The organism is Streptomyces sp. NPDC041200, assembly GCF_055591805.1.
Genome location: NZ_JBVIZF010000001.1, coordinates 339,698 through 360,960, shown reverse-complemented (window position 1 = coordinate 360,960; position 21,263 = coordinate 339,698). Strand labels below are relative to the sequence as shown.

Here is a 21,263-nt window from a genome sequence, read left to right as displayed (position 1 = left end):
GTTCCTCCGTCGGCATCGAAGAGCTGTGGACAGTCAAGCGGAGCGTCGGGCAGGGCGCGGCGGACGACAGCACGGGCGAGGACCTCGGTGGCGTCCACGACCCTCATGCGCCCCGCGTCATGGCCCTCAAAGATCAAGGGGATCTCCGTGCACGCCGCCACGACGGCCGTGGCGCCGCGTTGTCCGAGCGCCCGCAACGCGGGTGATATCAGCCGACGGGCGTCGGCCAGGTCGCCCCCGCCTTGACATGGCGGATGGCCGACATCACCGCCTGTTGGGCGGTGCCTTCGGGGGCCAGGGGCTTCAGACCACGGACGGCCAGGGCGTTCAGGTACAGCCCGGCCGTGAGGGTGCCGGTGGTGGCCAGGATCCCGACGGCGGCGCCGGGCTGCGAGCGGGCTACTTCGTCGGCGGTCTCGGCCACCATGTCGAGCACCGGCACGGGGGCGGCGGCCGACCGCACCGCGCCCAGGAAGGCGTGTGCGGTGTTGCACGGAACGGCGATGAGGTTCGCGCCCGCCAACGCCACGTAGTGGGCTCCCCGTTTGAGCCATGGCGAGGGATCCGCTCCATGGTCGAGAAGCGCGGCGGTGCGATCCGGAATCGTGGGATCGGCCAAGATGACGACGGGCACATGGTCCTGGTCCCGGGCAGCCGGAGTCGAGCGGACGAGCTTGGCGTAGAAGTCGGCGGTCGCCGCGGGGCCCATGCCGCCGAGGACGCCCACTTTCAGCGCGCCGACGGGTGCGGAGGACAGGTCTCGGCTCCGGCCGTGCTCCGGTGCGTCCGTGGTCATCCGCGGTCCCCGCGCATCGGACGGCCGGGCATCGCGGCGAGGTCGATCTCCCTGTCGCGCACCACGAACTCCCCTCCCACCAGCACGTGCCGGTACCCCTGCGAGGGGCGGGTCGGGTGTTCGTAGGTGGACCGGTCGTGCACGGTCAGCGGATCGAAGACGACGAGGTCCGCGTCGGCGCCGGGCTGGACCCTCCCCTTGCGGCGGGCATCGGGGCACGCGCGCTCCAGTACCCGTGCGGGCAGCAACGTGGCGCGGCGGATGGCTTCCGGGAGGGTGAGCAGGCCGGTTTCCCGGACGTAGACGCGCAGGGTCCGGGCGAAGGTGCCCGTGCTGCGGGGGTGGGTGACCGCGTCGGAGGGCAGCGGCCACTCCGTGCCCGTCAGCGGCTTCCCGTCGCCGCTCTGGAGTGGCATGGCGTCGGAGGCGATCATCGTGTCGTCGAAGAGAAGGGCACGGCGGAGCAGGTTCTGTTCATCGGCGCGCGACTCGTCCAGGTACTGGATGATGGCGGGCGCGCCGGGGTCCTGTGCACGCAACTGCATCAGCCGGCTCGCGGTGCCCGGCCTCTCCCCCGTAGGCGTGTGGACGATATGAGAGGGCGTGATGCCGAGCCGGGGCAGGTTGTCCGGATGCAGGAAGGGCGCGCCGATCGCGGTCATCGACGCACCGTACGGATACGCCTCGGTGGTCACCTGGACGCCGTGGGCACGGGCGTTGCCGACGAGTTCCGTCACCACGTCGATCTGCTGGAGCGACGTGCTGTTGATGTGGCACAGATGCATGTGTGCGCCGGTGCCGAGCCCGACGGCGACGACCTCCTGGATGCCCTGGAGGGCCGTACCGGGCTCCAAGCTGTTCTTGTGCCGGGCGTGGGTGTACGTCGGGACGCCGTACCGGGCCGCCAGCCGTGCCACGTCGAGGTATTCGCGGTGGGAGGCGTCCGGGGCGTAGCCGATGAGGACACCGATGCCGAGCGCGCCGAGTTCGAGCTCGGACTCCAGAAGGTCGAGGATCCGGCGTACGTCGTCGGGGGTTCCCGGGGCGCCCCAGCTCCGTCCCCCCATGCGGGCGGTGAGCTGCGTGGTCAGGGTGTGCGGGTCCAGATCGTCCGTCCATGACGGACATCCGTGCCGCCGCCCAGGAAGCCGAGTACCCGTAGTTGATGGGGCGCCCGTCCAGCGCCGCGTCGCGGTAGGCCCCTTCCAGCCAGGGGGCACCGGCTTCGAGTTCCAGAGTGGTCGTCACACCGTCCAGGGCTTGCAGCCGCATCGACGTCGGGGACAGGGCGTGACTGTGCAGGTCGATGAATCCGGGAGCGACCACCTGTCCGGTGACGTCGACGACGCGACGGGCCGGAAGCGGTTCCTCGGTGATGGCGACGACGCGTCCGCCGTTCACCGCGACGTGGCGCACGGCGTCGAGGCCGGTCTCCGGGGCGATCACCCGGCCTCCCGACATCACGAGGTCGTGGACACACCGCGGCGTACCGTCCACCGCGGCCGTGTTCGGCTCCGTAGCCATATCAGCTGCCTCTCCTTCCGCACTTCAATGGTTGTCTCCGCACCGTGCCAGCGCGGATAATGAACAGGCTGTACATGCAGCAAATAGACAGACGGAGCGCTCCAAACGCCGGAAAGCGGCTTCCCATACGCAGTGAAATCGACCTCCAGCTGCTCGACGCGCTCCAGGTCAACCCCCGCGCCTCATGGCGCTGATCGGCCGGGTCCTGGAGATCGACCCGGTCACCGCGGCGCGGCGCTGGGCACGGTTGCGCGAGAACGGACTGGCCTGGGTGTCGGTCGCGTTCGGCCCGCACGAGGCCGGGCAACTGTGCGTGGTGGTCGTCGAGGTCGAGTGCGAGCGAGGAGCGAGCGCGGCCGTCGCGGCGGCCATGGCCCGGTGGAACAGTGCCCTCACCGTCCAGTACACGGCGGGCCGCCAGGACCTCTGGGCGCTTCTGGTCACCGCCGATTTCCCGACGATGTCGCAGCTGCTGCTCGTCGGGCTGCCCGAGCTGGAGGGCGTGGCCCGGAGCCGCAGTTACTTCGTGACCCGGCTGTTCGAGGCGACCGGGCGCTGACGGCTGCACGTCCTGAGCCCCGGCCAGGTGCGCCGGCTGCGTGAGACGTATCCGGAGCGGTCCTCGGAGGGCGCGCGGCCCTTCGGGGCCACGGACCGCGCGATGTTCCGTGAGCTGAGTACCGACGGGCGGCGCACCCATGCCGAGGTGGGCGAGACGCTGGGCGTGTCCGCCCGTACGGTGCAGCGGCGGCTGAACGCGCTGATGTCCCGTCGGGAAGTGGCGTTCCGCTGTGATGTCGCCCGGGGGCCTGGTCGGCTGGCCCAGTTCCGCGGTGCTCTGGCTGAACGTGCCCGAGGACCGGCTCGACGAGGCGGGGCGGGTCCTGGGCCGTCGGCCGGAGGTCCGCACATGCCTCGCCATCGCCGACGAGCGCAACCTCATGCTCAGCATCGGCCTGCGACAGATCTCCGACCTGCACGCTCACATTGTCCAGATCCTGCACGACGTGCCCTACGCCCGGATCCTCGACCGCAACATCGTGCTGCGCCAGGAGAAGCTCTACGGACGCGTTCTCGACGCGACCGGCCGGGCGGTCGAGGCAGTCCCGATCGACCCATGGGCCGACCAGGTCTGACCCTCTACTCCAGCGGCTTCCCCTTGGTATCGGGCGTGGCCAGGACCACGGCGGCCCCGATCAGCAGCAGGACCACGGTGTAGCCGATGAAGAGGTCGCCGTGCCCCGTGTTGCCCAGCCAGGTCTGGAGGTACGGGGCGGTGCCGCCGCAGAGCCCCACCGCGACCGAGTAGGGCAGCCCGATCCCCGAGGCGCGCACATGCGTGGGGAACAGCCTCGGCGAGGAAGGCCGGCAGGATCGACGTGACGACGGTCAGCAGCACGCCCGCGATCGACATGGCCAGGGTGAGCTGCCACATCTCGCCCTGGATGAGGCGGTTCAGGGGGAACGACAGCGCCGCGGCGCCGAGCGTGAAGACGAGGAAGTTCGGCCGTCGCCCGAAACGGTCGGACAGCGCCCCGGCGAGCGGCAGCGCCGCGATCGTGACGGCGGACGAGATGACACCGGACCACAAGGCGGCGGACGCGTCCATGTGCTTCACGCTGATCGCGTACGCCGGTGCGGCGGTCACCCACGCGTAGAAGAACGTGGTGACGCCGACGACGAGCCCGATGACCCGGAGCGCCGCGGCGCGGTTCTCCCACAGGCCCCGGGCGATCGAGACCCGGTCCCTGGCCCGCTCCTGCTCGTACTGCGGTGTCTCTTCCAGCGTCCGGCGCAGGATGAGGGTGACGACGCCGAGCACCCCGCCGACGAGGAACGGCACCCGCCAACCCCAGGCCGACATCTGCTGCTCGGAGAGCACGCTGGTCAGCGTGGCGCCGAGCAGCGTCCCCAGGAGGATGGCCGCGACGCCGGAGACATAGATCGCGCTCGACCACAGACCCCGGCGGTGTGCGGGAGCCGACTCGGAGATGTAGGTGTACGAGGCTCCCGCCTCACCGCCGTACGCCAGCCCCTGAAGCAGCCGGGCGATCAGGAGCACCACCGATGCCGTCGCGCCCACGCTCTCGTCCGAGGGAGCGACGCCGATCAGCAAACAGCCGACGGCGCCGAGGACGATCGACAGCAGCAGCGCCGCCCGCCGTCCGTACCGATCGCCGATCCAGCCGAACAGCAGACCACCGAGCGGACGCATCACGAACCCCACGGCGAACACCGCGAGGGTCGCGAGCAGCGCGGAGAACGCGTTCCCCTGGTCGAAGAACTGCGCGGCGATGAAGGGCGCGAAGAGCGCGTAGACGTTCCAGTCGTACCACTCGAGCGCGTTGCCCGCCCCGGTGCCGACAATGGTGCGCATCCCCTGCCGCCGGGTGGGCAGGGGCTTACGGCGCCGTGATCCGCATCCGGTGCAGCAGTGAGGTCGGTCTTCATCTGGCTCCTCCTCCGTCGGCTGGTGATTGCGGCTATCACCGTGGATGAGGGGGCCGTAGAAGGGCCCGCAATGCAGGAACCGGACTCCTAGGGCCTTACGTGCGCAGTCTTCGGACGTCAGGGGGACGCCCGGGCCTCAGCGCGAACACCGGATGTGGCGGCGCTTCTAGACGTTAAAGCGGAACCCATAGCGCAGAGCTCCCACCTGCGGAAACGCGGGTTTTACAGAGGTCATCCCAGCATCATCGTACGAATGTTCCATTCCAGCACCATGCAGGCCAGACGGTCCTCGTACACCTACGCAGCTCGGGTGCCAGCGCTCCAGCTCGCGTCTTTCGGCGGCAGGGACGTCCCGCCCAAGGATGCGGGCCCCATGGCGTGCTGTAGGACTTCCCGGCAGCGGTCCCACGCGCTGGGCAGCAGACGCCCGTAGATGTCGACCGTGGCCTTGACCGAGCGGTGACCCAGCCAGCCAGCGCGAGACCTCGTGGATCGGCCCACCGTTGGCCAGGGCGGTGGAGGCGAAGAAGTGCCGCAGGCTACGAGGCGTGTACTTGGCATTGCCGTCCAGACCGACCGGACCGGCCGAGAGACATACCTTCTTGAACTGGTAGCCGTAGGTGGAGATGGTCGGCATCACGCCGGTGCCAGGCTGACGTGCGCGAAGAGGGTCTCGAGCCGAATCCGCTTGCCCTTCTGTCCGGTGAAGACCACGGGCACTGGCTTCCACTTGACGAGGTGAGCGTCAATCTCCTGCTCAATGAACAGGGCAGTTGGGATGTCTCGGCACTCCTTCTCCAGCCGGTGTTTCAGCGGCACGAAGGGCGTCTAACAGTCCCCATGGTGGGCCTTGGCACTGACGCGCACCCTACGGGATATCCAGATGCCCCGTGCAGGGTTCTCCGTGATGCGCTTGTCGACGACGGCCGCCTTCATGAAGGCGGCCACCATCACCATGTGGTCATTCACTGTCGATGCAGCCAGCCCTGCACCGCCTCGGTAGATGCCCTTGACGAACTTCTCAAAGTCCCACCGCGCAAGCCCAGTCAGGAGCTTGCAGCCAAGGCGCGGCACGAGATGGTTCCGGACAAACCCTTCGTAGTTGCGGCGGGTCGACTCACCGATGACTCGTCGCTCAAGCCACTCCTCAACCCAGACCGACAAGGACATGGCACCGCGCGCAGAATCGACGCAGACGCCGGCCTTCTTGCCCTTCTCCACACCGGCGACGAAAGCGTCCGCACCATCCAGGCCGATCCTCCGCGGAAACGACCGGGGCTCGAAGGCTCGAGGCAGAAGCTCTACCCGTTCGGTTCTGGTGGGGGCACCGTTGCTGTCCAGGAGTAGCCGGTAACCGCGAAGATTATGGCTCCAGACTCGCGCCGCGTGACTAACGGCGATCAGGAGTTCCTCCCAGTCATCCGGCATAGCCACGATCACGGCACGGATGCGGTCCGGCGCGAGGTTCTTCTCCCGACAGAGAAGCTCCGTGTACTTGTTGACTTCGTGCAGGGCCTGCCGTGCGCTGGACCGGGACCGCTTCAGCTCGATGACCACCCACATTTGATGGCGATCACGAGCCAGGATGTCGATTCTGCCCCTCGTGCCACGGGCATTGGGGAGCGGGTACTCCTCGAACTGAACCGGCCGGAGCCCCGGCTCAATCAGTTCGAGGTTCCGTAAGAGCGTGTTGCGCAGAACGTTCTCAAGAGGCGGTCGCATGGCCAAAGGCTAAACCGGAGGACTGACAAGGCCCCTAGGACGGGTACGCAGGGGTCGATGACGATCACTCAGTCGATGTGCAGCTGATCTCCACCTGGTACTTCCGAAGCACCGGCCGGAGCCGGATGCCCTGAAGTCCTGGACACTTCCCCCTCCAGGGCATACGCAAGCGCGAGCGCAATTCGCTCGATCCAGTTGAGGGCGTCCGTGACGTCAGCCTCGCCGATCTGGCGGCGCTGCGTGAGGTCGCCGTCGATCAGATCCGCGTCGTGTGCGATCTGGTTTCGGCGGCGGAGCAACAGAATGTACTGGCCGCGCAGCCGTTTCTCGTCGTATGCAGTGCGGTACTGGCTCCACCGGTTGACCCACTTCGCCGCCTCCCGCCACACCTTGACGTCGGTGACGAGCGACATCACCTTCGCGATGGCGTCCGGGTTCTGCAAGGTCTGACGGGCGATGTCCTGGCGCACCCGCTCCGCGACCACCTCGGCGGTGGTCGTTTCGCCCCGCTGGACCCTCTCCACGCAGTGCAGCGGCAACGGGTAGTCACGGAGCTTCCGTGGCATGTCCGGGTCGTCCTTGGCAGCTTCCTCGGCGACCCGGCGCAACACCTCTTCCTGCACCCAGTGTTCGAGGGCGGCAATGGACTGCACCCAGGCGGCCCGGTAGAAATCGCCGGTGTCGATGCCCTTGGGACTGAGCACCTCCAGTGCCTGCCCGGCTCGGACCATCTGGCGTGCGTACGACAGGTTTGTGACGAACGACCCGAACTGACGGGTCTGAGGGTGCGCGATGGCCATGCATACCTCTGTGCGGGGCGTGGGAGGACGGGGAACTTCGGGACGCGGACTCCTGATCCTCCCTGCACCGTACAAAGGCCGGTCAAGCGGCTTGCGGATCACGGTCGGTTGCGGCTCGATCTGATGGGTTCGGCTCCGGATTCGGCCCTTCACTCTCGCACAGGCAGGATTCTGGAGCCCTCCGCGGTACGTACGGAGTTGGCCAGGCTCGCGGCTTGGCATCGGCTCAGGTAGCGGAGCTCATCCGCTACCTGCCGTGTGGTCCTGAGTATCGTCTCAGGGTTCCGCAACAGGCGGGCGAGCGACCATGGCCAGTTGCAAGGCCTTGTGCTGCCCGGTCAGCCGTGAGGCCAGTTCGCCAGTTCACCGTCGCAGCCGGAGATGAAGTAGCAGGATTTGCCGTCGGCACTCCCCCAGGGAGGTAGCGGGGTTGGCCGAGAGGCTGTCCGCCGTTGTGGCTGCTCCATAACCGGCCTGATGCATCGTACAGACCGTCTCGACGAAGGGAACCTTCGGCATCGCCGTTGCGGAGGAATAGCTGGCAGCAGCCGCACGTGAACGCCGTAGGGCCACAACGTACTTGGCATTGCGGCCCTACGGTGCGGTGACGACGAACCTTCCGGCCTTCGTCAGATCTCTTCCGCATCTGGTGCGTCCACATCCGCGCCCAGGGACTTCGCGATGGCAGTGAACTCGGCGAGAGCGGACTGGAGATCGCGCACGATCTCCTCGGCGATGACCTCCGGCTCCAGGTCGCTGTCCGCGTCCTCCAAGGCGGGGTCCTTCATCCAGGTGATGTCGAGGTTGACCTTGTCGCGCCTGATCAAGTCCTCGTAGGCGTACGGCTTCCAGCAGCCGTTGTCGTCCTCGTCGGCGACGCGGGCGGTCAGAGGCTCGCCCGCCTTGTACTTGGCGACGAAGTCGTCCAGGTGGGGGCGGGTCAGCGGGCGCTGCTTCATGGTGAAGTGCTGGCCGGTGCGGAAGTCGTAGACCCAGGTGACGGTGGTGTGCGGTTTGCCGTCGGCGCGCGGGGGCTTCTTGTCGAAGAAGAGGACGTTGGCTTTGACGCCGCCCGCGTAGAAGATGCCGGTGGGCAGGCGCAGGATCGTGTGCAGGTCGAACTCGTCCAGCAGCTTGCAGCGGATCTTCTCGCCTGCGCCGCCCTCGAAGAGGACGTTGTCCGGCAGGACGACGGCCGCCCGGCCGTTCACCGCGGTCAGCGACATGATGTGCTGGAGGAAGTTGAGCTGCTTGTTGGTCGTGGTGGCGGTGAAGTCGTCGCGGTCGTACTGGACGTCCTCCTTCTCCAAGTCGCCGTCCTGGCCGATCACGGTGATTGCGGACTTGCGCCCGAAGGGCGGGTTGGCGAGGACGAGTGAGGCGTGCCGGCCGCTCGGCTGGTCGGCGAGCGCGTCGTCGACGTGGATCAGGCCCGGGCCGTCACTCTTGCCGATGCCGTGGAGGAGCATGTTCATGGCGGCAAGGCGGGCGGTGCCGGTTACCAGCTCGGTGCCCCAGATCTTGCGGCCGCTGTCGTATGCCTTGCGGGCCTCAAGGTCCATGTCCTTGACGTGGTGCCGGGTGATGTAACTGTGCGCGGCGATGAGGAACCCGCCGGTGCCGCAGGCGGGGTCGGTGATGGTGTCGTCCGGACCGGGCCGGGTCACGTCCACCATCGCGTCGATGAGCGCGCGCGGCGTGAAGTACTGGCCGGCGCCGGTTTTGGTGTCGGACGCCCCCTTGGCGAGCAGCCCCTCGTAGGCGTCGCCTTTGAGGTCGGTCCCGGTGACCGTCCACTCCTCTCGGCCGATCAGCTCCACGACCAGCTTTTCGAGCAGCGCGGGCTTGGTGATCCGGTTCTGCGCGTCGGCGAAGATCGTGCCGATGGTGGTGTGGGGCTTACGGCCCAGGTGCTCCAGGATGGCGCAGTAGTGCGCTTCGAGCGCCGCTCCGCGCTTGCTGACGAGCGACTTCCAATCGTAGCCCTCCGGCACGATGCCGCTGAGGTCGCGGCCCTCCCACGGGTCGTTCTCGATCTCGTCGACCATTTTCAGGAAGAGCAGGTACGAGAGCTGCTCGACATACTCGATGGTCGACATACCGTTGTCACGGAGGACATTGCAGTAGTTCCACAGCTTGGCGACCAGCGTGTTGGTCTGCGCGGCGGCCTTCTTCGACTTGGGCGTCTCGGTGAGAGGGACGCCCTCGGCGGAGGGGGCGGCTTCGTCGTCTGGCGTCGGGACGGGGGCGGTCACTGGAAGAGCTCCTGCTGAACAGTGGTGGAGGGGGCGGCGGTTAGGGCAGGTGCGGCAGCAGTTGCCTTGCTGGGGCGAGCGGCACGCTTGACCTTAGGGGCGGGCTTGGCGGCGTCACGCTCGGCGGCGATGCGGGCGAGGAGCGTGGTGGCGGGTTCGTCGGCGGGGTCCTGGTCCGTCAGCCGCCCCTCGAAGGCAGCACGCAGAAGACTGGCGCGAAGCTGGTGCGCCTGGCGATCGGAGCGCCGGAGAACGCCCCTCACCCGCTGGACTTCCTCCGACTGCGACTCCGCCTGCTCGACGATCGACCTCTGCTCGTCGAGCGAAGGAAGCGGAATCGGAAGCTCCGCCAAGCGTGAGGAGTTCAGATTGAACTGACCTGCGGAAGACGCCGCAACTCGCTCGATATGCCTCCGCCAAATCCCGCTCTGCGTCACCAGCCGCACCCATCGAGGATCTACGACTTCGAGGTTGAGTCGGAACCTAATGAGATACGAAGCGAACGCAACGTCAGCATCTTCCTCAGCTACACCGACTCGCCCGATGAGACTCGGACTTCCATTGGTGCGAACGAAGAGAACGTCCCCGGAGCGCACAAAATAATCCGAGAGATCCACGGTAGGATCCTCGGCGAATTTCATATCCTCAGGGTCAATTACCCCGTCCTGCACATTCGGAATTCGCAGAACGGGAGCCCCAGACCCTCCGTAGGAACACTTAACGGATGTCCCATACCCTCGATCAACGGCAAGGTCACCGAGACTGACCGTTGGCCATCGCGAGGTCTCGACGAAGCCAGGAATGTTGATCGGATCCGTAGGCTTCCATTTCCTGCCAGCTGAATCCTTAGTGCTGCTGCGCACCTCGCCCAAAGTCAACGGGCGAGCAAACTCACTCCTAGAATCGGCATCGGCCACCGCACAGCTGTCAAGCAACTTCCCGAGCGCCTCGGCCCGCCGTGTTGCGGCTTCGACAGATCTGGCAGCCGCATCGAGCCGGGATAGCTGCTCTTCGAGGGCCTTGACGATGCGGTGTTGTTCGGCGAGGGGTGGCACCGGGATCTCAAGAGCCGCCAAGTACGGCTTGGGCACTCGGCGCTGCCCGACCGCACCGGCCATATTGCGCTCTGCTGCAACCCGAACGCTCTTCTGCAGCAGGAAGTGCATCAGATACTCGGGGAGCAGGCCTCCGCGGCTTCTCAGCACATGAAACTCAGTACTCCCGACGGCCCTCCCGCCTTCGAGTCCTGAAGCAAGAGCGATCTTGCCGTTCTCCATGCAGGGCGTGATCTTCGCGAACAGGACGTCTCTTTCCTGGAACTTCGTCAGCGACTTCCCCTTCACATCCTCATAGGGGACAGTCTCCGACGCATCCAGCCTTCCCGTCCCCGCCTCGACAGCCGCCATCGGGATCCGAGAAATCGCGTCATTGTCTGTCGGCTCCACATCGAACATTCGAGGATTTACCACGCACAACTCATCCAAGCGGACTGTTGCCCACCCCTCCGGCAACCCGCTCATATCCGTACTCAAGCCAGTTCCTGATTCAGTTCGTCCAGCAGTTCCAGCGCCCGGTCCTTGTCACCGAAGGCGTTCGCGAAGCCTCGGCCGCCGCCCTTCGCCGAGAAGGGGAGATGGCCGAAGTCCTCGCGCTCCATGCCCACGTCCACGGCAATCGCGTCCTTTATGCGGTGCAACCACCACAGCTGGTCCTCGGTGAATTCGACGCCCGTCTGGCCCTGCCGCAGCAGCCAGCTCTCGAAGCGCTCCTCAACCACCGTCCGGTAAGGGCGGAGTTCGTCGTCCGCGCCGAGCGTGTAGCGGACGAGGTTCATGAGATCGCCGAGGCCGGCCGATTTCGATAGGGATTCCGACGCCTTGCCGAGCAGGTCGTAGTGGTCCCAGATGACCTTCGGGGTCCAGGTCCGGTTGGTGGCCTTGATGGTGGCGAGCAGTTCGCGAAGATGTGCCCGGGCCTCCTGTGGGCGGACCCGCGATCCGCTGCCGAGGATGACCTGGAGTGCGATCGTCTCCGCCGCCTGCTCGTCGCGGTGGCGGCTGTCCAACAAACGGCGCCACTCAGCGAGTTCCTTCTCCGCGCGTTCTTCTCGCGGGACCTCCGTCAGCCGTATCCCGACCTCGGTCGTCGCGTCGTACGTCAAGTCGTACTGCTGCTTGATGCCGACGATCAGCTTGCGGAGCTCCGGGTGCGTGGTCAGGACCTCGACCGCATCCTGGACGAGGCGCCGGGCCTGGTCCGCGCCGCCCTCCCGGTACGCCCGGTCCTGGGTGTCGACATCCACCGCGTCCGAGATCCGGCGGACCAGCTCGCCGAGTGGGACGCCGCCCGATGCCTGCTTGATCTGCTCACGCTCCTCCTCGGTGAGTTTGCGGTCCAGGCGGGCCAGGCGACGGCCGAGCGTCTCGGCCTGTTCGGCAGTGAGGGAGCGGCTGCCCGCCTTGTCCATGAGCTTGTCCGTGCTGAGAGCACCGGTGTCCGGCGGCAGCATCGGCCGGGTGTCGACCAGCGGCGACGCGGTGACGCCCACCGCGTCGACCAGGACGAAGCGGTCCTTGGCGAGGTCGGTCGCCGCCTCCGGTGTCACCGCCTTAAGCTCGTCGGCGTCGATCGTGCGGGAGCCGCGTCCCTTCATCTGTTCGAAGAGGACGGGGCTGCGTACGGCCCGCAGGAATATCACGCACTCCAGGGCGCGAACGTCCGTCCCCGTGGCGATCATGTCGACGGTGACGGCGGCCCGGAGCAGCGGCGAGTTCCGCAGGTCGTTGACGAGCTGCTCAGGGTCGTCGCCCTTGTCCCGGGACCGGTAGGTGATCTTCTTGGCGAAGGCGTCACCGCGCCCGAAGACCTCCTTGACCTGCTTCAAGACCTCGTCGGCGTGGTCGTCGCTCGCCGCGAAGACAAGCGTCTTGGGTAGTTCGGCACGGCCCGGGAACCAGCGCTGCCAGTTGTTCTTGTAGGCGGTGAGGACGGCCCTGATCTCGTCCTCAGTGATCACCGTGCGACCGATCTGGCCGACTGTGTACGCGAAGTCCTCGTCCAGTTCCTCGTACCGCTGGGCACGGGTCTTGCGGTCGCGGATACGGACCGTGGTGCCCTTGTCAATCTTGGCGCCGCCTGCCTCCCGTACCGAGGTGTCCATGGTGACCACGTCGAAGTCGACGTTGACGCCGTCGGCGACAGCCTGTTCGTAGGTGTACTCGGAGACCAGGTTGTTGTCGAAGAAGCCCTTGGTCTGGCGGGTGGGGGTGGCGGTGAGGCCGACCAGGTGGGCGTCAAAGTAGTCGAGGACGCCGCGCCACAGGCCATAGATGGAGCGGTGGCACTCGTCGATGACGATCACGTCGAAGGACTCGATGGGAACGTCCGCGTTGTACTCGACACTGACCGGGCGGTCGGTCATGTAGTTCTCGTCGAGGATGGAGGCGTCCTCGCGGTCCTCGGCCTCGCCCGAGTCCTCCAGTGGCTCGCCCTTGAGGAGGGAGTACATGCGCTGGATGGTGGAGACGACTACGGCGGAGGTCTCCTGGAGTCCGGTCCGGCCGAGCGTGTCGACGTTGTACAGGTCGGTGAACTTACGGTTCTCGTCCGGGGCACGGTACTTGTCGAACTCGGCCTTGGCTTGGCGGCCGAGGTTGTTCCGGTCCACGAGGAAGAGGATGCGGCCCGCGCCCGCGTGTTTGAGCAGCCGGTACGCCTCGGTGACGGCGGTGTAGGTCTTGCCCGCGCCGGTGGCCATCTGGATCAGGGCACGCGGCTTGTCCTGGCCGAGAGAGTGCTCAAGGCCGATGATCGCTTCCTCCTGCGCCGCGCGGAGGTCGTGGGTCTCCAGGACCGGGAGCCCGGTGCGCAGGGCGGCGCGGAAGGTGGGAGCGTCCGGACGCTCGGTGGCCCGCTTCATCCAGGCGGCGAAGGTCTCGGGCCGGTGGAAGGCGAAGACCGGGCGGGAACGGGCGTGCGGGTCGAGGAGGTTGATAAAGAATGTCTCCGCGCCAGTGGTGGCGTAGCGGAAGGCGAACGGTTCATCCTCGTGCCACACCGCCAGGCAGTGTTCCTTGAGGACACCGGCCGCGTACCGCTCGTTCTGAGCGAGGGCCCCGGCCAGGGCGGTGCCCTCACGCTTGGCTTCGATGACGCCGACGATCATGCCGTCGACGTAGAGGACGTAATCGGCGCGGCCGGTGGCCAGGGTGAACTCGCGGACCGCGACGCCCTGGGAGGCGAGCGGGTTGAGATTAGCCTTGTCCTGGAGGGTCCAGCCGGCCGCGGCAAGCATTTCGTCGATACGGACGCGAGCCTGCACCTCGTTGAGCGGCTCGGGCCGCTGTGCACGGGCGACGATCGCCTCGCGGGCGGCGGCGGCGACCGGGCGGGGCTTCAACCGCTCCTGGTTGTAACGGCTCCGCTGTTCGCTCCTGAGCCGCTCGATCTCCTTCCGATAGCTCGCTGCCAGTGCTTCCGACTCAGCGCGGGCCTGCTCGGCGGCCGCGGTCAGTTTCTCGGCCTCCTCCCGGCCGCGCTGCTCGGCCTCCAGACGGTCGCCGACCTCGCCGAGGCGGGTGCGGGACTCGGCGAGGGTGCGCTGGTGGTGGCCGAGCGCCTCGCGGAGCTCCTCGAGCTCGGCAGGCCCGGCCGTCACGTCACTCGGCAGCCGCGGCGGCACGAACGCGGAGATTTCGCGGACACCGTCGATCGCGCGGGAGAAGAACTGCCCAAGCTGGAAGCAGAGCTCGACGGCCTTGAGGGCCTTGCTGGTGTCGAAGAGGTGATTGTGCGCGGCGTCGTTCCGCCCCCGGCGAAGGGTGTCGAAGGCGTCCCGGGTGCGGCCCGGCAGCAGACCAGCCCGCTGGAGCCCGGCGAGCCGGTCGACTTGGCGGGCCCCTTCGACTCGCACCCCTGCCCTCTGGACCAGCTCCTCGGCGAGCACCTCTCCGAACTGGCCGGACGCCACATACGAGACGTTGGGGTTGGTGAAGACCGACTGTTCGGCCTGGGAACCGTAGATCGCGAGTAGGGGCTGCATGGTGTAGAGACGCCCGAAGTTGGGAGACCTTCGGGCCACTACCTTCAGCTGCTCCGGGACTTGCTCACGACGCCGTGCCTGCTCGCTCATACGCTGCCGCTCCTCGACCAGGCCACATCTGGCCCCCACCTGTGACAAGACCTCTCACCTTACGTCCGACCGGGCACTCCTCTCCGACAAATGAATCGATCACGTTGTCCAGCCCTCGATAGAGCCGCAAGAGGGGCCCGTCTCGGATTGACGGACCCCTCTTGATCTGCGCCTTTACAGGGCGAACGATTTAGTTGAAATTCCAATTAAACATTGAAGCGGAACTCCACCACGTCGCCGTCGCGCATCACGTAGTCCTTGCCCTCCATGCGCGCCTTGCCCGCCGAGCGGGCGTCGGCGACGGAGCCCGTCTCGACCAGGTCGTCGAAGGAGATGACCTCGGCCTTGATGAAGCCCTTCTGGAAGTCGGTGTGGATGACACCGGCCGCCTCGGGGGCCGTGGCGCCCTTGGGGATGGTCCAGGCGCGGGATTCCTTGGGACCTGCCGTGAGGTAGGTCTGGAGGCCGAGGGTGTTGAAGCCGACGTGGGCCAGGGTGGCGAGGCCGGGCTCGGTCTGGCCCACGGACTGGAGGAGTTCGAGGGCCTCCTCGTCGTCCAGCTCCGCCAGGTCTGCTTCGAGCTTGGCGTTGAGGAAGATCGCCTCGGCGGGGGCGACGAGGGCGCGCTGCTCGGCCTTGAAGTCGTCGTCCGTCAGCTCGTCCTCGTCGACGTTGAAGACGTAGAGGAACGGCTTGGTGGTGAGCAGGTGCAGGTCGTGGAGGAGGGCGGCGCGCTCGCTGCCCTGGACGATGCCCGCGGAGAAGAGGGTGCGGCCCTCTTCGAGGAGGCCCTTGGCCTCTTCGACGGCCTTGACCTGGGCCTGCTTGTCCTTCTGGATCCGGGACTCCTTGACCAGGCGGGGCAGCACCTTCTCGATGGTCTGGAGGTCGGCCAGGATCAGCTCGGTATTGATCGTCTCGATGTCGCTCTTGGGCGAGATCTTGCCGTCGACGTGGACGACGTTCTCGTCCTTGAAGGCGCGGATGACCTGGCAGATCGCGTCGGACTCGCGGATGTTCGCGAGGAACTTGTTGCCCAGGCCCTCGCCCTCCGAGGCGCCCTTGACGATCCCGGCGATGTCGACGAAGTCGACGGTGGCGGGGAGCTTGCGGGCCGAGCCGAACAGCTCGGCGAGCTTGTCGAGGCGGGGGTCGGGGACGCCCACGACGCCGACGTTGGGCTCGATGGTGGCGAACGGGTAGTTGGCCGCCAGCACGTCGTTCTTGGTCAGGGCGTTGAACAGGGTCGACTTGCCGACATTCGGCAGACCGACGATTCCGATCGTGAGCGACACGTTGGCGACTTCCCGTAGCTTCCCGTAGCGGGATCGAATGCGAGGACAGGGCTCCGGCCCCGCGCGGGGGCCGGTCCACCAGTCTACGGGCCCGCCTCCGGTCACCCGCCCGGGCGGACCGTCACCCTCCCGGGCTGACAATCAGTCGAACAGACTGCCAAGGTCCCGCGAAGGGCGTGTCCCAGTCAGGATTCCAGCCCTCCGCCCACCTACGTTGGTCTGGTGGAGCACTACAGGACACGTACGCCCCGCCGGGCGGCCGCCCCCTCGCCCCGTCCGGCGGCGGATGACACGTACCCGGGCCGGGGCCGGGGCCAGGGTGGAAGGCAGGGCGCGGACGGCGCGGGGCGCGGCGCGCGGCCGGTGGCGCGCCCGAGCGCGCGCGGCGGGCTGCGGGGCGCGGCCGCCGCGCTGCGCGACCGGCCCATCACCGTGCCCAGCGCCCGGCTCACCGCCCTGGGCGCGGGGCTGCTGACCGCGCTCGCGATGTTCGCCTTCGGCTGCCTGGACGCAGCTCTGCTGTCCGGGTCGCCCACCGCGTACGGGGTGTTCTTCCTGCTGGCGTGCGCGGGCTGCGGGATGTGGGTACGGCCCGCCGACCTGTTCCCGGGGGCGATCGGGGTGCCGATCGCCTTCACGGCCGGGCTGCTGCCGATCAACGACGGCGGCGAGGGGTTCGCGGGGCAGGCGCTGGGCGTGTTCACCGCGCTGTCGCTGAACGCGGGCTGGCTCTACGCCGGTACGCTGCTCACCGCGGTGATCGTCCTCGTCCGCAAGATCGCCCTCATGGGGCGGCAGCGGCGGCGTCGTCAGCAGCGGCAGCCGCGGCCATCGCGGCACCCACGATCCCCGCGTTATTCTGCAGCTGAGCCGGGACGATCTCGGCCCTGACACCCTCGATCAGCGGCAGGAACTTGTGCGCCTTCCGGCTCACCCCGCCGCCGATCACGAACAGCTCGGGCGAGAACAGCATCTCCAGATGCGCCAGGTACGTCTGCACCCGGTGCGCCCAGTGCGGCCAGCTCAGGTCCTGGTCCTCCCGGACCTTGGTCGAGGCTCGCTTCTCCGCCTCGTGGCCGTCCAGCTCCAGATGGCCCAGCTCGGTGTTGGGCACCAGCCGCCCGCCGGTGAAGACCGCGCTGCCGATGCCGGTGCCGAGGGTGAGCACGATCACGGTGCCCTGGCGGCCGCGGCCCGCGCCGAAGGTCATCTCGGCGACCCCGGCCGCGTCCGCGTCGTTCAGCACGGTGACCGGGGCGCCCAGCCGCTCGCCGAGCACACCGGCCAGGTCGGTGCCGATCCAGCCCTTGTCGACGTTGGCGGCGGTACGGGTCGTCCCGTCCGTCACGACGCCCGGGAAGGTGACCCCGACCGGGCGCCCGGACCAGCCGAAGTGCCCGGCGACCTCCACCACGCCGTCCACGACCGCCTCGGGCGTGGACGGATGCGGGGTGAGGACCTTGTGGCGCTCCTCCGCGAGGTCGCCGCGGTCCAGGTCCACCGGCGCGCCCTTGATCCCGGACCCGCCGATGTCGACGCCGAATACGCGGGCAGCCGGGCCGCCGCCGGTTCCCTTGGTCACCGCTGCGCGCCGTCCGTTCCGGTGGCGGCGGGGGCGGCCTCGGCCGCCTGGGCCGACTGGGCCGACTGGGCCGACTGGGCCGCCGAAGCCGCCTCGGACCGCAGGTCCCGGCGCAGCTCCTTGGGCAGCGAGAAGGTCAGGGACTCCTGCATGGGCTGGACGACCTCCACGTCCCCGTAGCCGCGCTCGGCCAGCCACTCCAGGACGCCCTCGACCAGCACGTCCGGTACGGAGGCGCCCGAGGTCACGCCGACCGTCGTCACGCCCTCCAGCCAGGCCTCGTCGATCTCGCTCGCGTAGTCGACCAGGTGGCCGTCCTTGGCGCCGGCGCCGATCGCGACCTCGACCAGCCGCACCGAGTTGGAGGAGTTCTTCGAGCCGACGACGATGACGAGGTCGGATTCGGCGGCGACCTGCTTGATCGCGACCTGGCGGTTCTGGGTGGCGTAGCAGATGTCGTCGCTGGGCGGGCTGATGAGCTGCGGGAAGCGGTCCTGCAGCGCGTCCACGGTCTCCATCGTCTCGTCGACCGAGAGAGTGGTCTGGGACAGCCAGACGACCTTGGACTCGTCGCGGACCGCGACGTTCTTCACATCGTCCGGGCCGTCGACCAGGGTGATGTGCTCCGGCGCCTCGCCGCTGGTGCCGATGACCTCCTCATGGCCCTCGTGACCGATCAGGAGGATGTCGTAGTCCTCCTTGGCGAAGCGGACGGCCTCCTTGTGGACCTTGGTGACCAGCGGGCAGGTCGCGTCGATGGTGGCCAGCTTGCGCTGCGCGGCCTCCTCGTGGACCACCGGGGCGACACCGTGCGCCGAGAAGATCACGATGGACCCCTCGGGCACCTCCTCCGTCTCGTCGACGAAGATCGCGCCCTTTTTCTCCAGGGTCTGGACGACGTACTTGTTGTGGACGATCTCCTTGCGCACGTAAATCGGCGCGCCGTACTGCTCCAGGGCCTTTTCGACGGCGATTACGGCACGGTCGACGCCCGCGCAGTAGCCACGCGGGGCAGCGAGCAGGACCCGGCGGGCGGAGGTTGCAGTCATGTCCCCATCGTAGGGGCGATGACGACGGGCTCTGTCGGTGGTGGCCGATACCCTCGCGGGATGGCTGTCAACACGTCCGCGGAAGCGCCGATCCCGGTCGGCGAGGTGTCCCGGCTGATCGGGGGGTGGATCGACCGCCTCGGGGCGGTGTGGGTCGAGGGGCAGATCACCCAGCTGTCCCGGCGGCCGGGCGCCGGTGTGGTCTTTCTGACGCTGCGCGACCCCAGCTACGACATCTCGCTGACCGTCACCTGCTTCCGCGCCGTCTTCGACAAGATCGCGGACACGGTCTCGGAGGGCGCCCGGGTCGTCGTGCACGCCAAGCCGGAGTGGTACGCGCCACGCGGCCAGCTGTCGCTGCGGGCCGCCGAGATCCGGCCGGTGGGCGTCGGTGAACTGCTGGCGCGGCTGGAGCAGTTGAAGAAGGCGCTGGCGGCGGAGGGTCTGTTCGCCGCCGAGCGCAAGAAGCCGCTGCCGTTCCTGCCGCAGCTGATAGGGCTGGTCTGCGGTCGTGCCTCGGCCGCCGAGCGCGACGTACTGGAGAACGCGCGGCTGCGGTGGCCCGCCGTCCGCTTCGAGGTGCGCAACGTCGCGGTGCAGGGCACCCACGCGGTGCCGCAGGTGATCGAGGCGGTCAAGGAGCTGGACGCGCTGCCCGCGGTGGACGTGATCGTGGTCGCGCGGGGTGGCGGCAGCGTGGAGGATCTGCTGCCGTTCTCGGACGAGCAGCTGGTACGGACGGTCGCGGCGTGCCGGACGCCGGTGGTGTCCGCGATCGGCCACGAACCGGATTCGCCGCTGCTCGACCTGGTCGCCGATCTGCGCGCCTCCACCCCGACGGACGCGGCGAAGAAGACCGTGCCGGACGTGGGCGAGGAGCTGGTGCGCATCCAGCATCTGCGCGAGCGCGCGCTGCGCAGTGTGAACGGGCTGCTGGACCGCGAGGAGCGGGGGCTGGAGGCCGCGCTCGCCCGGCCGTGTCTGCGGCAGCCGCGGCGGATGGTGGACGAGCGCGAGGAGCAGATCGCGTCGGTGCTGGACCGCGCCCGGCGCTGCCTGGGGCATCTGCTCGACCGGGCGGACTCGGAGCTGGCGCACACCCAGGCCCGGGTGGTGGCCCTCTCCCCCGCCGCGACGCTGCGGCGCGGTTACGCGGTGCTGCAGCACGCCGATGGGTCGGTGGTGCGGGCGGCGGCCGAGGTGGCGGCGGACGAGGAGCTGCGGGCGCGGGTCGCGGAGGGTGAGTTCACGGTGCGGGCCGCCGTTGGGACGGGCGAAGGTGTCGGACCCGCCGATGCTGTCGGACCCGCCGATGCTGTCGGACCCGCCGATGCTGTCGGACCCGCCGATGCTGTCGGACCCGCTGAATAGGGTGAGGGGCATGGCGAAGACGGACGAGAAGGCCGACGGCAAGGCCGGGGCCGCGGAGACGACGCTCGGCTACGAGCAGGCGCGGGACGAGCTGGTCGAGGTCGTGCGGCGGCTGGAGGCGGGCGGCACCAGCCTGGAGGAGTCGCTGGCGCTGTGGGAGCGGGGCGAGGAGCTGGCCACGGTGTGCCGTCGCTGGCTGGAGGGGGCGCGGGCGCGGCTGGACGCGGCGCTGGCCGAGTCCGCGGACGGCGGCGCGGAGGGCGACGGCGAGGGCTGATGCGGGTGGGGCGCCTGCGGCGGGCCTTACCCCACCCCGCCCCTTCCCGAACCGGGGCTCCGCCCCTGGACCCCGGCTCCTCAAACGCCGGAGGGGCTGGGTTGTGCCGACCGGGGCTGGGTGATGCCGACCGAGCTGGGTTGTGCAGACCGGGGCTGGGAGGCCAGGCGCTGTGATTCGGAGCACCACGGTCCGGTTTTAGTTGAAGATTAACCTAAAACTCGTACAGTGGAGACAGCGCACATCGATATCACCACCGTGACCAGGAGGTTTACCATGACGCTCGCACTCGACCCGGCCGCCCAGGATCTTCTCTTCCGTGAGGCCCACACCGCCAACGTCTTCACGGACGAGCCGGTCTCCGAGGAGCAGGTGCAGGCCATTTACGACCTGGTGAAGTACGCCCCCACGGCCTTCAACCAGTCGCCGCTGCGCATCGTCCTGGTCCGCTCCGCCGAGGCGCGGGAGCGCCTGGTTCCGCACATGGCCGAGGGCAACCAGCCCAAGACGGCCTCCGCGCCGCTGGTCGCGATCCTCGCCGCGGACAACGAGTTCCACGAGGAGCTGCCCGCGCTCTTCCCGCACGCCCCGCAGATCAAGGACGTCTTCTTCAGCGAGCGCGAGACCCGTGAGCAGGCCGCCGCGCTGAACGCCTCGCTGCAGGCCGGTTACTTCATCGTGGGCGTCCGCGCCGCCGGGCTGGCCGCCGGTCCGATGACCGGTTTCGACCCCGCCGGGATCCAGAAGGAGTTCCTGGACGACAACCACAGCCCGCTGATGGTCGTCAACATTGGCAAGCCGGGCGAGGACGCCTGGAAGCCGCGCGGTCCGCGGCTGGCCTACGACCAGGTGGTCAGCACCGTTTGATCCGTCCCGGCGATCAAGCAGCGGCGCGGACCGTCTGCCCGAAGGCCAACGGGGAGTGTCTGTGTCTTAGTCCACCCGTTCAACCAACTGATCAGGTTCGCTCGTCCGACCGCTTAGCACCTTTTCTTCTTCCCCAGAGACAC

The 21,263-nt window shown here is 68.2% G+C and carries 18 protein-coding genes and 2 pseudogenes; 7 read left to right on the top strand and 13 right to left on the bottom strand.

The window, feature by feature from the left end; all coding sequences use genetic code 11:
* Positions 1-208: 208 nt before the first annotated feature.
* From cuyB to ACZ6CL_RS01750, 3 genes and pseudogenes are all read right to left on the bottom strand, one after another.
* Positions 209-796, bottom strand: coding sequence for a cysteate racemase (gene cuyB / locus ACZ6CL_RS01760; protein ID WP_468929833.1), 588 nt, complete (start codon positions 794-796; stop codon positions 209-211).
* The gene (locus ACZ6CL_RS01755; RefSeq protein ID WP_468929830.1) at positions 793-1,863 is read right to left on the bottom strand and encodes an amidohydrolase family protein; all 1,071 of its coding nucleotides are present in this window, start codon (positions 1,861-1,863) and stop codon (positions 793-795) included. The genes cuyB and ACZ6CL_RS01755 overlap by 4 nt, the downstream gene beginning before the upstream one ends.
* A 121-nt stretch (positions 1,864-1,984) precedes the next feature.
* Positions 1,985-2,257: pseudogene (locus ACZ6CL_RS01750) on the bottom strand (amidohydrolase family protein); the annotation flags it as partial.
* A 247-nt stretch (positions 2,258-2,504) separates the two neighbouring features.
* Between ACZ6CL_RS01750 and ACZ6CL_RS01745 the strand changes: the two are divergent.
* The 3 genes and pseudogenes from ACZ6CL_RS01745 (at position 2,505) to ACZ6CL_RS01735 (ending at position 3,456) form a co-directional block, all read left to right on the top strand.
* A complete protein-coding gene (locus tag ACZ6CL_RS01745; RefSeq protein WP_468929828.1) occupies positions 2,505-2,879 on the top strand; it encodes an Lrp/AsnC ligand binding domain-containing protein in 375 nt (124 codons plus the stop codon).
* A 27-nt stretch (positions 2,880-2,906) separates the two neighbouring features.
* Positions 2,907-3,077 (top strand): annotated as a pseudogene (locus ACZ6CL_RS01740) (AsnC family protein); the annotation flags it as partial.
* 34 nt (positions 3,078-3,111) lie between these two features.
* Complete coding sequence (locus ACZ6CL_RS01735) at positions 3,112-3,456, top strand: hypothetical protein (RefSeq protein ID WP_468931293.1); 345 nt, start codon at positions 3,112-3,114, stop codon at positions 3,454-3,456.
* Here the strand turns inward: ACZ6CL_RS01735 and ACZ6CL_RS01730 are convergent.
* The 8 genes from ACZ6CL_RS01730 to ychF all read right to left on the bottom strand — a co-directional run bounded on the left by ACZ6CL_RS01730 (position 3,381) and on the right by ychF (position 15,974).
* The gene (locus ACZ6CL_RS01730; RefSeq protein WP_468929825.1) at positions 3,381-4,697 is read right to left on the bottom strand and encodes an MFS transporter; all 1,317 of its coding nucleotides are present in this window, start codon (positions 4,695-4,697) and stop codon (positions 3,381-3,383) included. The genes ACZ6CL_RS01735 and ACZ6CL_RS01730 overlap by 76 nt on opposite strands.
* A gap of 710 nt (positions 4,698-5,407) precedes the next feature.
* On the bottom strand, positions 5,408-5,590 hold the full coding sequence (locus tag ACZ6CL_RS01725) for a hypothetical protein (RefSeq protein WP_468929823.1): 183 nt from the start codon (positions 5,588-5,590) through the stop codon (positions 5,408-5,410).
* A 9-nt stretch (positions 5,591-5,599) separates the two neighbouring features.
* Positions 5,600-6,493 (bottom strand): endonuclease NucS domain-containing protein, encoded by an 894-nt coding sequence (locus ACZ6CL_RS01720; protein ID WP_468929820.1) that lies wholly within the window; start codon positions 6,491-6,493, stop codon positions 5,600-5,602.
* Positions 6,494-6,561: 68 nt separating this feature from the next.
* A complete protein-coding gene (locus ACZ6CL_RS01715; RefSeq protein ID WP_468929819.1) occupies positions 6,562-7,293 on the bottom strand; it encodes a hypothetical protein in 732 nt (243 codons plus the stop codon).
* 629 nt (positions 7,294-7,922) lie between these two features.
* Positions 7,923-9,548: a type I restriction-modification system subunit M gene (locus ACZ6CL_RS01710; protein ID WP_468929817.1), complete on the bottom strand. Its 1,626-nt coding sequence runs from the start codon at positions 9,546-9,548 to the stop codon at positions 7,923-7,925.
* Positions 9,545-11,068: a restriction endonuclease subunit S gene (locus ACZ6CL_RS01705; RefSeq protein WP_468931227.1), complete on the bottom strand. Its 1,524-nt coding sequence runs from the start codon at positions 11,066-11,068 to the stop codon at positions 9,545-9,547. Before ACZ6CL_RS01705 ends, ACZ6CL_RS01710 begins: the two co-directional genes overlap by 4 nt.
* Positions 11,069-11,076: 8 nt before the next feature.
* Positions 11,077-14,679, bottom strand: coding sequence for a DEAD/DEAH box helicase family protein (locus ACZ6CL_RS01700; RefSeq protein ID WP_468929815.1), 3,603 nt, complete (start codon positions 14,677-14,679; stop codon positions 11,077-11,079).
* Positions 14,680-14,885: 206 nt separating this feature from the next.
* Positions 14,886-15,974 (bottom strand): redox-regulated ATPase YchF, encoded by a 1,089-nt coding sequence (gene ychF / locus ACZ6CL_RS01695; RefSeq protein ID WP_468929812.1) that lies wholly within the window; start codon positions 15,972-15,974, stop codon positions 14,886-14,888.
* 222 nt (positions 15,975-16,196) lie between these two features.
* Between ychF and ACZ6CL_RS01690 the strand changes: the two genes are divergently transcribed.
* A complete protein-coding gene (locus ACZ6CL_RS01690; protein ID WP_468929810.1) occupies positions 16,197-16,865 on the top strand; it encodes a DUF6542 domain-containing protein in 669 nt (222 codons plus the stop codon).
* Here ACZ6CL_RS01690 and ppgK read toward each other — a convergent pair.
* Together ppgK and ACZ6CL_RS01680 are read right to left on the bottom strand one after the other, a co-directional pair.
* Complete coding sequence (gene ppgK / locus ACZ6CL_RS01685; protein ID WP_468929808.1) at positions 16,759-17,556, bottom strand: polyphosphate--glucose phosphotransferase; 798 nt, start codon at positions 17,554-17,556, stop codon at positions 16,759-16,761. The genes ACZ6CL_RS01690 and ppgK overlap by 107 nt on opposite strands.
* Positions 17,553-18,605 carry a 4-hydroxy-3-methylbut-2-enyl diphosphate reductase gene (locus ACZ6CL_RS01680; RefSeq protein ID WP_468929806.1) on the bottom strand — a complete coding sequence of 351 codons (1,053 nt, stop codon included), beginning with the start codon at positions 18,603-18,605 and terminating at the stop codon, positions 17,553-17,555. Before ACZ6CL_RS01680 ends, ppgK begins: the two co-directional genes overlap by 4 nt.
* A 60-nt stretch (positions 18,606-18,665) precedes the next feature.
* Between ACZ6CL_RS01680 and xseA the strand changes: the two genes are divergently transcribed.
* From xseA to ACZ6CL_RS01665, 3 genes are all read left to right on the top strand, one after another.
* Positions 18,666-19,976: an exodeoxyribonuclease VII large subunit gene (gene xseA, locus ACZ6CL_RS01675; RefSeq protein WP_468929804.1), complete on the top strand. Its 1,311-nt coding sequence runs from the start codon at positions 18,666-18,668 to the stop codon at positions 19,974-19,976.
* A gap of 10 nt (positions 19,977-19,986) precedes the next feature.
* A complete protein-coding gene (locus ACZ6CL_RS01670; RefSeq protein WP_468929801.1) occupies positions 19,987-20,253 on the top strand; it encodes an exodeoxyribonuclease VII small subunit in 267 nt (88 codons plus the stop codon).
* Between the two features lie 276 nt (positions 20,254-20,529).
* Positions 20,530-21,120, top strand: coding sequence for a malonic semialdehyde reductase (locus ACZ6CL_RS01665; protein ID WP_468929799.1), 591 nt, complete (start codon positions 20,530-20,532; stop codon positions 21,118-21,120).
* The last annotated feature ends 143 nt before the right edge of the window (positions 21,121-21,263 follow it).

Bases quoted from the DNA above. Each gene is read 5' to 3' on its own strand.
- ACZ6CL_RS01680 (WP_468929806.1), bottom strand. From the start codon at position 18,605: ATGACTGCAACCTCCGCCCGCCGGGTCCTGCTCGCTGCCCCGCGTGGC.
- ACZ6CL_RS01730 (WP_468929825.1), bottom strand. From the start codon at position 4,697: ATGCGCACCATTGTCGGCACCGGGGCGGGCAACGCGCTCGAGTGGTAC.
- cuyB (WP_468929833.1), bottom strand. From the start codon at position 796: ATGACCACGGACGCACCGGAGCACGGCCGGAGCCGAGACCTGTCCTCC.
- ACZ6CL_RS01665 (WP_468929799.1), top strand. From the start codon at position 20,530: ATGACGCTCGCACTCGACCCGGCCGCCCAGGATCTTCTCTTCCGTGAG.
- ACZ6CL_RS01670 (WP_468929801.1), top strand. From the start codon at position 19,987: ATGGCGAAGACGGACGAGAAGGCCGACGGCAAGGCCGGGGCCGCGGAG.
- ACZ6CL_RS01715 (WP_468929819.1), bottom strand. From the start codon at position 7,293: ATGGCCATCGCGCACCCTCAGACCCGTCAGTTCGGGTCGTTCGTCACA.
- ACZ6CL_RS01745 (WP_468929828.1), top strand. From the start codon at position 2,505: ATGGCGCTGATCGGCCGGGTCCTGGAGATCGACCCGGTCACCGCGGCG.
- ACZ6CL_RS01705 (WP_468931227.1), bottom strand. From the start codon at position 11,068: ATGAGCGGGTTGCCGGAGGGGTGGGCAACAGTCCGCTTGGATGAGTTG.
- ACZ6CL_RS01720 (WP_468929820.1), bottom strand. From the start codon at position 6,493: ATGCGACCGCCTCTTGAGAACGTTCTGCGCAACACGCTCTTACGGAAC.
- xseA (WP_468929804.1), top strand. From the start codon at position 18,666: ATGGCTGTCAACACGTCCGCGGAAGCGCCGATCCCGGTCGGCGAGGTG.
- ACZ6CL_RS01755 (WP_468929830.1), bottom strand. From the start codon at position 1,863: ATGGGGGGACGGAGCTGGGGCGCCCCGGGAACCCCCGACGACGTACGC.
- ACZ6CL_RS01700 (WP_468929815.1), bottom strand. From the start codon at position 14,679: ATGAGCGAGCAGGCACGGCGTCGTGAGCAAGTCCCGGAGCAGCTGAAG.